This is a genomic window from Bradyrhizobium sp. INPA03-11B (genome assembly GCF_040446015.1).
Lineage (GTDB): Bacteria > Pseudomonadota > Alphaproteobacteria > Rhizobiales > Xanthobacteraceae > Bradyrhizobium > Bradyrhizobium macuxiense_A.
On sequence record NZ_JASGSR010000053.1, the window covers coordinates 20,680 to 32,299 of the forward strand.

At 64.6% G+C, this 11,620-nt stretch carries 10 protein-coding genes; 2 read left to right on the forward strand and 8 right to left on the reverse strand.

Annotation, left to right across the window (positions count from 1 at the left end; genetic code table 11):
- Positions 1-11 precede the first annotated feature (11 nt).
- Positions 12-1,010: an AraC family transcriptional regulator gene (locus tag QMZ05_RS22125; protein WP_353702660.1), complete on the forward strand. Its 999-nt coding sequence runs from the start codon at positions 12-14 to the stop codon at positions 1,008-1,010.
- A gap of 28 nt (positions 1,011-1,038) precedes the next feature.
- On the opposite strand, the gene ugpC is transcribed toward QMZ05_RS22125, so the two are convergent.
- From ugpC to deoC, 8 genes are all read right to left on the reverse strand, one after another.
- Positions 1,039-2,130 (reverse strand): sn-glycerol-3-phosphate ABC transporter ATP-binding protein UgpC, encoded by a 1,092-nt coding sequence (gene ugpC / locus QMZ05_RS22130; RefSeq protein ID WP_353702661.1) that lies wholly within the window; start codon positions 2,128-2,130, stop codon positions 1,039-1,041.
- A gap of 84 nt (positions 2,131-2,214) precedes the next feature.
- Positions 2,215-3,633, reverse strand: coding sequence for an extracellular solute-binding protein (locus tag QMZ05_RS22135; protein ID WP_353702690.1), 1,419 nt, complete (start codon positions 3,631-3,633; stop codon positions 2,215-2,217).
- Between the two features lie 69 nt (positions 3,634-3,702).
- Entirely contained in the window at positions 3,703-4,740 is a 1,038-nt protein-coding gene (locus QMZ05_RS22140; RefSeq protein ID WP_353702662.1) for a carbohydrate ABC transporter permease, read from the reverse strand.
- Positions 4,737-5,612 carry a sugar ABC transporter permease gene (locus tag QMZ05_RS22145; RefSeq protein WP_021076112.1) on the reverse strand — a complete coding sequence of 292 codons (876 nt, stop codon included), beginning with the start codon at positions 5,610-5,612 and terminating at the stop codon, positions 4,737-4,739. The genes QMZ05_RS22140 and QMZ05_RS22145 overlap by 4 nt, the downstream gene beginning before the upstream one ends.
- A 7-nt stretch (positions 5,613-5,619) precedes the next feature.
- Complete coding sequence (gene rbsK / locus QMZ05_RS22150) at positions 5,620-6,543, reverse strand: ribokinase (protein WP_353702663.1); 924 nt, start codon at positions 6,541-6,543, stop codon at positions 5,620-5,622.
- Between the two features lie 4 nt (positions 6,544-6,547).
- Positions 6,548-7,003 (reverse strand): RbsD/FucU family protein, encoded by a 456-nt coding sequence (locus tag QMZ05_RS22155; RefSeq protein WP_353702664.1) that lies wholly within the window; start codon positions 7,001-7,003, stop codon positions 6,548-6,550.
- A 142-nt stretch (positions 7,004-7,145) separates the two neighbouring features.
- A complete protein-coding gene (locus tag QMZ05_RS22160; protein ID WP_353702665.1) occupies positions 7,146-9,530 on the reverse strand; it encodes an aldehyde dehydrogenase family protein in 2,385 nt (794 codons plus the stop codon).
- A gap of 10 nt (positions 9,531-9,540) precedes the next feature.
- On the reverse strand, positions 9,541-10,569 hold the full coding sequence (deoC, locus tag QMZ05_RS22165; protein WP_353702666.1) for a deoxyribose-phosphate aldolase: 1,029 nt from the start codon (positions 10,567-10,569) through the stop codon (positions 9,541-9,543).
- Positions 10,570-10,807: 238 nt separating this feature from the next.
- Here deoC and QMZ05_RS22170 point away from each other — a divergent pair, with 238 nt between their 5' ends.
- Complete coding sequence (locus tag QMZ05_RS22170) at positions 10,808-11,602, forward strand: DeoR/GlpR family DNA-binding transcription regulator (protein ID WP_353702667.1); 795 nt, start codon at positions 10,808-10,810, stop codon at positions 11,600-11,602.
- The last annotated feature ends 18 nt before the right edge of the window (positions 11,603-11,620 follow it).

Below are 11,620 nucleotides of genomic sequence, written 5' to 3' on the forward strand. Positions count from 1 at the left end.
GTCAGGATTTGATGGTCGAAGACGTACTCGCTGCAGCTCCCACGCGATCGGGCTCTTCGTTTGAAGAACTCCTTGAAATGCTCAGACCGCACGGGATCAGCGCCCACTCCCCGCTGCAGCCCAATCAATCGTTTCGTTGGCATGCGGATATTGCAATTAGCGCAGAGATTGACGTCGTACGGGCGGACCTCTCTGCAGGCTGGGATTGGCGCTACTCCTACGAGGGCTCTGCTGGAGAACTCGCAATAGGACTGCTGAATGCCGGCAGGGCCGAGACGCTCATTGCGGGCAAGAGCGTCGAGCGAACCCCGTCGGAGATCGCCGTCGTCCCCCTCCCGACGATGCAGGCGCAGCGCGTCGAAGCGGTCGATGGACGATACTCAAGCGTAACGCTTACCCTACATACGGGCATCGTTTCGAAGGTGTTGTCCGCGACATTCGGGAGCGCAGCGCTCGAAGATCTCAATTTGACGCCCATCGTCGGCTTGTCGACCGGGGCCGGGCAGACGCTGCTTCAGCTCGTTCGTACCAGCGCGACCGGTCTGTATGACGGGACCCTGGCGCGCTCACCAAAAGCCAGCGCGCTGCTGTCCGAGGCCACGATACAGCTCATCCTTGAGAACGTCCCGCATCGGCTGAGCGACCGGTTGAACCGCCACCCGCTGGATGCGCCGCCGCGTTACATCAGGCGGGCTGTCGATTATATGCGGGCCAATCCCCATCTGCCGTTGACGATATCGGACATAGCCGCGACGGTCGGCGTCAGCAGCCGGCTGCTGCAATTGGGCTTCCGCAAAATTCACGGCACGACGCCGGCCGCCTATTTGCGACAAGTTCGGCTAGAGGCGATCCACGATGAACTGTCGCGACCTGAAAATCTGCTTCCGGTCAGCGAAGTTGCGCTGAAGTGGGGCTTTACGCATATGGGCCGGTTTGCAGCGGTGTACCGCTCGGCATTCGGCCTGTATCCGTCCGACACGGTGCGCCGAGCCCGGGGATTCTGCGGCTAAGCAGGCGGTTGTCTACCACTCCGGCAGATCAGCAAATCGCCATCCCGGACGCCTTGTCGAACAGATGCGTGCGCTCGAGGTCGAGCGCGACGTCGATGAATTGATCCGGCTCGGCGGCGACGCCGACCGGCATTTGCGCCGTGAACGCGAATGCGCCGACGGTTCCGATCACGAGCGTGTGCGGCCCGAGCGGCTCCACGTCCTTCACAAGGATGCGGATGGACGAGCCCGCCGGCGCGCCTTCGCGCAACACGTGATCGGGCCGCACGCCGAGCACCACGGGCTTGCCGACGCTGCCCGCATAGGCAGCCTCCCGCGACTTCGGCACACGCAACGCCGTGCCCGACGGCTCGGTGAAGGTAAGCGCGCCATCGCGGGCTGTGATCTCGCCATGGATGAAGTTCATGCTGGGCGCGCCCATGAAGCCTGCGACGAAGAGATTGCTGGGCTTCTCGTAGATCGTGATCGGATCGGCTGCCTGCTCGATCCGGCCCTTATTCATCACCACGACGCGGTCGGCCATCGTCATGGCCTCGACCTGGTCGTGCGTGACATAGACGATCGTCTTGGCGAGACGGCGATGCAGCGCCTTGATCTCGGTCCGCATCTCGATGCGGAGCTTGGCGTCGAGATTGGACAATGGCTCGTCGAACAGGAATACGTCCGGGCTGCGCACGATGGCGCGGCCGATCGCGACGCGCTGGCGCTGTCCGCCGGAAAGCTGCTTCGGCCGGCGCTGCAAATATTGCTCGAGGTCGAGGACGCGCGCCACGTCACCCACGGCCTTGTCGATGCTGGCGCGCCGCTCGCCCCGCACCTTCATGCCGTAGCCGATGTTCTCGGCGACCGTCATATGCGGATAGAGCGCGTAATTCTGGAACACCATCGCGCAGTTGCGCAAGCCCGGGCGCAACTGCGTCACGTCGCGGTTGCCGATGCGGATGGTTCCGCTGGTGGCCGCCTCCAGTCCCGCGATCATGCGCAACGTCGTGGTCTTGCCGCAGCCGGACGGGCCGACCAACACGACAAACTCCTCGTCGGCCACCTTGAGGTCGAGCCCTTCGATGATCTTGTAGGGCCCGTATGCCTTGCTGACGTTCTCGATCTCGACGTGCGCCATGGAATCCTTTTCCGTCCCTGCGTCAACGGCTAGTCAAAATCCCGGATGACGCGCGCGCATCATCCGGGATGTCTCGGTTGAAGGCTAGTTCTTCGGCGGCAGGCCCATCGCCGCGCGATAGGCCGCGAGTTGCTTGGCCCGGCCGAACTCGTCGGTCAGCCTGTTCCACTCTTTCGCCATCGCGTCGAGCGCTGCCTGCGGCGTGGTCTGGCCGGCCAGCGCCTTGCCGAGCTCGATCTCCACGACCTCGGTATAGGAGAAATAGCCGGGCAAACGCATGTCGAGCGCGACGTTCTTGGCGTTGATGGAGTCCGATTGCGCGCCGAGATACTCCTTGGCTTCTTCCGGCGAGAAGATCTTGCTCCACAGTTGCAGATTGGCGGTGTGCGATTTGCGATAGGGATTGACGCCGCTGCCGCCGGTGATCGCCGCTTGCCCCGACACCTCGGGGCTGGTCAGCGTCTTGACGAAGTCCCACGCCGCCTTCTGGTTCTTGCCGGCCTTCGGCACCGCGATCTGCCAGCCGCCGAATGCCATGAACGGACCCGGCAGCACGCTCGGGAACTTGTCCCACTTCTTGGTCTTGGCGTTCCAGATCTCGTCCGAGCCAGGCAGCATCGCCGAGCCGACCTTGCCCGAGATCTTCGACTGCTTCGGGTCGGCGGCGATGACGCCGGTGTCGCCCCAGCCGATCGATTCCGCGACCTGGCCGCCCGCGACCGCTGCGTTCACCTCGCCGAACGAGAAGTTCAGCGCGTTGGGCGGCCCGAGCTTCGAGGCGCGGATGTATTCCTCGAGCCCCTTCACCCAGCCCGGATTGTTGATCTGCGCGTCCATGGTCTCGGGATCGAAGAACATCGCACCCGGATAGTTCGGATTGTTGGCGTAAGCCGCCGCGTGGCTGAAGAAGAACCAGAACTGCTGACCGCCGCGACGGAAGGCTTCCGCCGTGCCCCACAGGCCCTTGTCGGGCCGCTGGAAGAACTCCGCAATGTCGAGATACTGCTTCCAGGTCTTCGGCGGCGCGAGGTCGTAGCCGTACTTGGCCTTGAACGCGTCCTTCTCCTTGGGATCGCTGAACAGGTCGGTGCGGTACGTATAAGTGTGGACGTCGCCGTCCATCGATTGCGAGTAGATCTTGCCTTCCCACACCATCAGGCGTTCACGATAGGCCGGCTCGATATCGTCCCAGTCCTTGCCGGACTGCATCTCCTTGGGCATCTCGCTCAGATAAGGCACGAAGTCCGGCAGCCAGGCCGGCGCGAAACTGACGAGGTCGAACGTCGCGTCCGACGCCGTCAGCGAGGTCGCGATCTTCGGATAGAGCTCGGACCAGGGAAACTCGACGACATTGACCTTGCCGCAGGTCTTCTTGGCCCATTCGTCGGCGCCGAGCTTGAGCGCGGACGCGATATACGGTCCGGTCTGCGACGCCACCGTCAGGGTGACGCCGGTGTAATCCGGACTACAGGCAGCGTTCGCCTGGCTCGCGGCGCAGGCCATCGCGAGCGAGGTAGTCAGTATCAGGAACGTCCGTCGCAACATCGTTTAGTCCTCCCTACAAAGTTTTTGCTATTTGATGGCCCCGAGCAGCAGGCCCGACCGCATCATCCGGCTGAGCAGGCCCGCCATGATCATCATGGGAACGATGGCGACCAGCGCGGCAGCCGATATCGCCCACCATTCGTCGCCGCGCTGACTGTTCTGTCCCGCCACCAGGATGGGCAGCGTCTGCCATCTGGAATTGGTCAGGAACAGCGCGAACAGAAACTCGTTCCAGACGAAGGCCAGCGTGATCATGAACGTCGCCAGCAGCCCGTTCATCGACATCGGCACCACGATGCCGATGAAGATGCGCCAGCTCGGCACGTTGTCGACCATCGCGGCTTCCTCGACCTCGATCGGGATAGCTTCGAAGAAGTCTCGCATCAGCCAGACCACGATCGGCAGCGAGAAGGCGACGTAGCACAGCGTCAGGCCGACATAGCTGTCGATGAGCTGGAAACCCAGCCGGCCGATCTCGCTGTAGAGCAGATACAGCGCGAAGGCCGTGACGATCGGCGGAAACATGCGCTGGCTGACGAACCAGAACAGGATGTCCTCATTGCCGAGGATCGGTCCGGGCAACGGCAGGCGATTGGCGACGACGGCCGCGATCAGCGCGATCGGAAAGGCGAGCAGAAGCGCCTGCGAGCGGGTAAATCCGAACGTCGCGTTGAATAGCAGATAGCCGCCGAGCGCGAGAAGGAAGAACACGAGGCCCGCGCCAAGCCTTACCTTGAACTCGAACCGCACCAGCGCATAGGCCGCCATCGCGCCGATCGCGGTGGCGATCGCAGCCGCCGACAGGCCGACGATGGTCGAGTTCAGGAAGGTGCGGAAGAACTCGCCGCGGATCCCCTGATAGAGATCGATGAAGGGCTGCAGGGTCGGCGTGAAGTCGATGAACGGCAGGTAGGTCGGCCCGCCGACGACGCCCGGCGGCGTCTTGAACGCGGTCACGACCACCCAATAGAGCGGAAACACCGTGATCAGGCACCAGGCGAGAACGCCAACCGTAACCAGCCGGCGGCTCCATTGCGACAGTCCGGTCAAGCCCTGTCCGCTCATCGGCGCTTCTCCAGATGCGGCCGCAGCAGCGCCAGATAGGTGACGCCGATGATCGTAATCGCGATCAGGAACAGGAAGCTGAGCGCCGAGGTGTAGCCGAGATTGAACTTCTTGAAGCCTTCCTGATAGGCGAACAGCGTCAGCGTCTCGGTGTCGACGCCCGGCCCGCCGCCCGTCATCACGAACACCGTGTCCATGATCTTGTAGCTCTCGATCAGGCGGATGAAGACGACCGCGGCCGAGATCGGCAGCATCATCGGAAAGGTGATCCCCCAGAACTGCTGCCAGGCACTGGCATTCTCCAGCTCGGCAGCCTCATAAACATCTTCGGGAAGCGTTTGCAGGCCGGCCAGCATCATCAGGATGACGAACGGCGTCCATTGCCAGACCTCGACCGCGATGATGCAGGCGAGTGCCCAATGTCCATTGGTGAGGAAGGGCAGATTGACCAGACCGAACTTCGACAGGAACTGGTTGAGCGGCCCCATGGTCGGGTTGAACATCATGCGCGCCACCAGCGCGACCGCCACCGGCGCCAGCAGCATCGGCAGCAGCAGGGCGACGCGAAACAGCCGCTCGCCCGGCACGCGCGCGTTCAGCGCCAGCGCGACGCCGAAACCGATCGCGTATTGCAGCCCTACGGCGATGAAGGCGATCAGCGTCGTCGTGAAGAGCGCACTCCAGAACCGCGGCTCCTGCAACAGCGTCGCATAATTGCCGAGCCAGACCACCCGCGGCGGGATCGGCGGAATCAGGCGATAGCTGAGGAAGCTCGTGGTCAGCGAATAGATCAGCGGAAAGATCGAGATCGCCAGCACGACAAGCACCGCCGGCCAGATGAAGACATGCTTGATCGGATCATTCCGCATCATCGCAGCATCATCCCTTCAGCAGCGCTTCGATCTCGGCACGCTGCGGCATTGCGGGCGCTGTCCCGGGACGCGTGACGGAAATTCCGGCCGTGGCCGAACCGAAGCGTGCAGCCTCGAGCGGATCGGCACCGTCCGCGAGCGCCGCCGCGAAGCCGCCGACGAAGGCATCACCCGCGCCGGTGGTTTCGACCACCTTGCCGGCCGCGAACGGCGGCACGTGCAGCGAACGGTCTCGCGCATGAAACAAGGCACCGCGCTCGCCGAGCGTGATCAGCGCCGTGCCGGCGCCTTTCGCCAGCAACGCATCGCCGGCACGTCGGGCGCCGGCGAGATCGCCGACCGCGATCCCGGTCAGCGCTTCGGCCTCGGTCTCGTTGGGGACGACATAATCGCACAGCGCAAACAGGCCAGCGTCGAACTTGATCGCCGGCGCCGGATTGAACACCGTGATGCTGCCGGCGGCGCGCGCGATCTCGAGCCCTCTGAATGCCGCATCGACCGGCTGCTCGAGCTGCGTCACGAACACGCTGGAGTCACGAATGGCGTCCGCGACAGTGTCGACATCGGCCGGGCTGATGCCGCCCGCCGCGCCCGGCACCACGATGATCGCGTTGTCGCCCCGCGTCTCGTGGACGTAGATGAAAGCCGCACCGGTCGGCGCGTCCGCCGTCCTCGCCACACGCGGCCGGATTCCCTCGGCCTCCCAGGTCTTGACCGCAAGCTCGCCGAAGGCGTCGCTGCCGATCCGCGAGATGAAGCTCACGCTGGCACCGGCCCGCGCCGCCGCGACAGCCTGATTGGATCCCTTGCCGCCGGGTCCCATGGCAAAGCCCGATCCGGCGATCGTCTCGCCGATCGCCGGCATGTTGCCGGCGCGGAACGCGAGGTCAACGACGAAGACGCCGAGGACGGCGACGCCATTCTTGCTCATGTCGTCACTCCCCGTCCGGCGCGATGACGCCCTTGCTGAACAGGAAACAGCCGTAGAAACGGCGCTCGCCGGTTGCGATCACGCAATAGGCCGTCTTGGCCTTCTCGTAGAACGCATGGCGCTCGACGCCGACCAGCGGCCAGGATCGTCCCTCGGCGTGATCGATCGCGGCCTGCACCTCGCGCTGCACGGGTGGCACCTCCTGCGGCTGGCCGACAATCTCCATGCGGCTCGCGGCATCGTCGACGAAGGTATCGAGCGGCATCACCGAGAGCACGGCTTCGACCGCCTTGGCGGCGCTCACATTGTCGATGCGCAGCAGCTTGCCAAGCGCGGTCTGCCGCGCGATCGAGTCGGCCGGAAAATTGGTGTCGCACACCACCAGGCGATCGCCGTGCCCCATCGCCCGCAGGGCATAGAGCACGTCGGCATTGAGCAGTGGATTGATGCCCTTGAGCATGTTGCGTCCCTCCCTCGTCTTCAAAATCGCCGGACTCTGACGGTCCGGGTCCCCACCGATATCACCGCAAGATGACGTCGCTAGCTTCTAGTTTTGACGCGTTTTCTGCACACGAACCGGTCCCACTTCGCTCGAAAACGCTCTAGTCGCCATACGGAATCCAGATGTTCTTCACCTGCACGGCATGGCGCAGCAGGATCGGACCCTCGCTCGCGGCCTTGTCGTACCAGTCAAGCGCGAGACCGTGATCGACCAGCGTCCGCTTGAGGTTGCCGATCGACAGACGCTCGGCGGCCGCCGAGGCGTCCTGCGATCCGAATGCCCAGAGCGCGTCGACATCGTCGTGCTCGGCGAGCACCTTGACCAGTTCGCCGCGATCGCCGGTGACGATGTTGACGACGCCGGCCGGCACGTCCGACGTCTCGAGCACCTGGTAGAAATCGGTGGCGGCGAGCGGGTGCCGCTCGCTCGGCACGGCGACGACCCGGTTGCCCATCGCAACCAGCGGCGCCACCAGGCTGATGAAGGCGAGCAGCGGCGCTTCGTCCGGACAGGCGACACCGACCACGCCGATCGGCTCGTGCATCGCGAGCGCCACGCCGCGCAGCGGCGGCGCGTGGATGGATCCCTCGAATTTATCGGCCCAGGCGCCATAGCTGAACAGCCGCTCGATGCTCGCATCGACTTCCGTACGCGCCTTTGCCGCCGTTATGCCTGTCATGTCGGCGATACAGCGGGCGAACTCGTCGCCGCGCGCGGAAAGATTCTCGGCAAGGTAATAAAGGATCTGGGCGCGATTATGCGCCGTCGCCCGCGCCCACGATTCGGCTGAGCGCGCCGCGGCCACCGCATTGCGGATATCCTTGCGATTGCCCTCGCCGGCTTCGCCGAGACGCCGGCCCTTTGGCGACAGCACCGCGCGCGAATAATTGCCGTCCGGGCGGACCTGCTTGCCGCCGACGAACAGCTTTGCGGTCCGATCGATCGGCGGCACGTCGAATCCAGCGCTGGCGCCGGACGCAATCGGCAGCGGCGATGCCTTGGGCCGCGCCTTGCGCCCACTCCAGGCCTTCGGCTTCAGATATTCAACCATGCCTTCGCGGCCGCCCTCGCGGCCGAAGCCGGACTCACGATAGCCGCCGAAACCGACGCTGGCGTCGAACAGATTGGTGGCGTTGATCCAGACCACGCCGGCCAGCAGCTTCGGCGCGATGTCGAGCGCAAGACCAATCGTCTCGCTCCACACGCTCGCGGCAAGGCCGTAGCGCGTGTTGTTGGCGAGCATCACAGCCTCGTCGGGCGTGCGGAACGTCATCGCAACCAGGACCGGACCGAAGATCTCCTCAGTCGCAACCGTCGAGGACGGATGCACGTTCCAGAGCAGTGTCGGCGGATAGAAGCATCCCTCCGCCGGCATCGCGCCCGGCGTCTGATATTTCTCGGCGCCTTCCTTCACGCCGGTCTCGACCAGCGTCTTGATCCGCTCGAGCTGCACTGGGGCTACCACCGCGCCCATGTCGATCGCCTTGTCGAGCGGCATGCCGACCCGAAGCGTCGACATGCGGCGGATCAGGCGCCTGCGGAAGGTCTCCGCAATCCCCTCCTGCAGCAGCAGCCGCGATCCGGCGCAACAGACCTGACCCTGGTTGAACCAGATCGCATCGACCACGCCTTCCACCGCGCCATCGATGTCGGCGTCATCGAACACGATGAACGGCGATTTGCCACCGAGTTCGAGCGTCAGCGATTTTCCGGTGCCTGCAGTCGTCTGACGGATCAGCCGTCCGACCTCGGTCGATCCGGTGAACGCGACCTTGTCGACGGGACTTGCGACCAGCAACGCGCCGGTCGCGCCATCGCCGGTCACGACGTTCAGCACGCCCGGCGGCAGGCCGGCCTCGGCCGAGAGTTCGGCGAACAGCAGCGCGGTGAGCGAAGTGAATTCCGCCGGCTTCAGCACCACCGTATTGCCGGCGGCGAGCGCCGGCGCGATCTTCCAGGCCAGCATCAGCAGCGGGAAATTCCACGGGATGATCTGCCCGATCACGCCGATCGGCACCTGATCGGCGAATTCCCGCTCCTGCAACTGCGCCCAGCCGGCGTGATAGTAGAAATGGCGCGCGGCAAGCGGCACGTCGAGATCGCGGGTTTCGCGGATCGGCTTGCCGTTGTCGATCGCCTCCAGCACGGCGAACAGCCGGGCGTGACGCTGCAGCATGCGCGCCAAGGTGTAGAGATGACGCGCGCGGCCGTGACCGCCAAGCTTTGCCCACGCAACCTGCGCGGTGCGCGCGGCGTGGACCGCCGCGTCGACGTCGGCAGCCGCGCCCTGTGCGATGCGCGCCAGCGCCTTGCCGGTGGCGGGCTCGATCGTGGTGAGGTGCTTGCCCGCATGCGGCGCCGTGAACTTGCCGGCGATGAAATGCCCGAACGTGGCGCCGTGCCGCGCCAGCCAGGCGCGCGCCTCGCCGTCCGCCTCGGGCGCAGGGCCATACTCCATGGTCTCGAAATAATTTGCGACGCTCATCGCTGGAGTCTCATCCCACGGGGTGGCGATTGAAGGCCGAATAGTGGCCGGTCACGTGATGCTCGAGCTGCCGCTCGATATCGGCAAGCAGGCTGGAGGCGCCGATGCGGAACAGATCCGGCTCGAGCCAGTCGCGTCCCAGTTCCTCTTTCATCAGGAACTGATAGTTGAGCACGTCCTTTGCAGTCGAGATTCCGCCGGCCGGCTTGAAGCCGATCTTGAAGCCGGTGCGCTCCTGATAGACGCGGATCATCCGCAGCATCGCCAGCGTCACCGGCAGCGTGGCGTTGACGCCTTCCTTGCCGGTCGAGGTCTTGATGAAGTCGGCACCGGCCATCATGCAGACCATCGATGCCTTGGCGACATTGCGCAACGTCTTGAGGTCGCCGGTCGCCAGGATCGTCTTCAGATGTGCGTCGTCGCAGACGGCGCGGAAATCCTGGACCTCGGCGTAAAGCGCCCGCCAGTCGCCGGTCAGCACATGCTCGCGCGTGATGACGATGTCGATCTCCTTGGCGCCGTCGCGCACCGACGCCTCGATCTCCTTCAGCTTCAGTTCGTGGGGGATCAGCCCCGCCGGGAATCCGGTCGAGACCGCAGCGACCGGGATGCCCGATCCAGCGAGCGCTTCGACGGCCGTGCCGACGAACCGGTGGTAAACACAGACCGCGCCGGTATGCAGCTCGCGCCCGGCAAAGCCGAGCCGCTCGAGAAGGTCGCCGCGCACGGGCGCCCTGGCCTTGGCGCAGAGGCGCTTCACCCGTTCGGTCGTATCGTCGCCATTGAGCGTCGTCAGGTCGATGCAGGTGATCGCCTTGAGCAGCCACGCCGCCTGCGCGTCTTTCTTGACCGTGCGACGGCCCGGCAGGCTCGCGACCCGCCGTTCGGCGGCCGACAGATTGATCCTGATTTCGTCGATCCAATCCAAATCGAGCGCGCGGCCGCTGTTGCGCGCGAGCTGGTGCGGACGCTCGCCGACCGGGGAAGACGGCAGCGCGGTCAATGCGGACGGATTCTGGATGAAGACGCTCTGCGTCATGGAAGCGCCGTGCGGTCCTAGCGAATCGGCGAGGTCGCCAGATAGACTGAATGTGTCGATCGCAACATGTGATCCTCCCCTGACCTTGCCGCTGGGCTTGCCACCTGCCGAGGAGCGACATCGCCCCGACGCGAGATGAGCCAGCAGACCAGATGTTATTATTGTAACAAATCGACGTTGATAAACTCACAACATTGTAAGATCATTGTCAATCGGATAAGCAAGCTCGGCGATCAAAATGGCTGAAACCCCGAACGCACGACCAAGCGAGACACGCGTCCAGCGCCTGCAGAGGCTGCGCCGCGCCGTTGAATCGAGTGGCGCGCTGCACCTGAAGGACGCCGCCGAGCTCCTGAAGGTCTCCGAAATGACGGTGCGGCGCGACCTTGCCGGTCCAGAGGCCGCCCTCGCCCTGCTCGGCGGCTACGTCGTCAACGCGGCATCGCCGACCGGGATCAAGTACACGTTCGAGCAGGAGATCGACCAGCACACCCAGGACAAGCGGCTTGCCTGCCGGGCCGCCGCCGCCTCGATCAAGGAAGGCGACACGATCTTCATCGATTGCGGCACCACGATGCAATCGCTGGCGGACTGCCTGCCCGAGGATCTGCCGCTCTCGGTGATCTGCTATTCGATGAACGTGGCGTCGATCGTGACGCGCCGGCCCGGCACGCAGGTGATGCTGATGGGCGGGCTCTATCATCCCTCATCGCAGTCCTTTGCGTCGGACGACGGCCTGTCCTATCTGCGGCGGCTCGGGATCAACAAGGCCTTCATTTCCGCCGGCGGCGTGCACTGGACCCGCGGCGCGAGCTGCTCGAACTTTCACGAAGTCGCCGTCAAGCAGGCCGTCATCGAAACCGCGATGGAGAGCATCCTGGTGATCGACGCGAGCAAGCTCGGCAGTCTCAAATCGGCATTCTTCTCGGATATCGGCGCGTTCTCGCGGATCATCGTCGGCGGCGCGGCCTCATCGGACATGCGCAAGCACTTCCGCAGCCTTCCCGTCGAATATGTGACCAGCGCTACCTAACGTGATGCGATAGGTTGA

Coding starts and splice junctions, on each gene's coding strand:
- QMZ05_RS22125 (WP_353702660.1), top strand. CDS start 12: ATGGTCGAAGACGTACTCGCTGCAGCTCCCACGCGATCGGGCTCTTCG.
- ugpC (WP_353702661.1), bottom strand. CDS start 2,130: ATGGCGCACGTCGAGATCGAGAACGTCAGCAAGGCATACGGGCCCTAC.
- QMZ05_RS22135 (WP_353702690.1), bottom strand. CDS start 3,633: ATGGCCTGCGCCGCGAGCCAGGCGAACGCTGCCTGTAGTCCGGATTAC.
- QMZ05_RS22140 (WP_353702662.1), bottom strand. CDS start 4,740: ATGAGCGGACAGGGCTTGACCGGACTGTCGCAATGGAGCCGCCGGCTG.
- QMZ05_RS22145 (WP_021076112.1), bottom strand. CDS start 5,612: ATGATGCGGAATGATCCGATCAAGCATGTCTTCATCTGGCCGGCGGTG.
- rbsK (WP_353702663.1), bottom strand. CDS start 6,543: ATGAGCAAGAATGGCGTCGCCGTCCTCGGCGTCTTCGTCGTTGACCTC.
- QMZ05_RS22155 (WP_353702664.1), bottom strand. CDS start 7,003: ATGCTCAAGGGCATCAATCCACTGCTCAATGCCGACGTGCTCTATGCC.
- QMZ05_RS22160 (WP_353702665.1), bottom strand. CDS start 9,530: ATGAGCGTCGCAAATTATTTCGAGACCATGGAGTATGGCCCTGCGCCC.
- deoC (WP_353702666.1), bottom strand. CDS start 10,569: ATGACGCAGAGCGTCTTCATCCAGAATCCGTCCGCATTGACCGCGCTG.
- QMZ05_RS22170 (WP_353702667.1), top strand. CDS start 10,808: ATGGCTGAAACCCCGAACGCACGACCAAGCGAGACACGCGTCCAGCGC.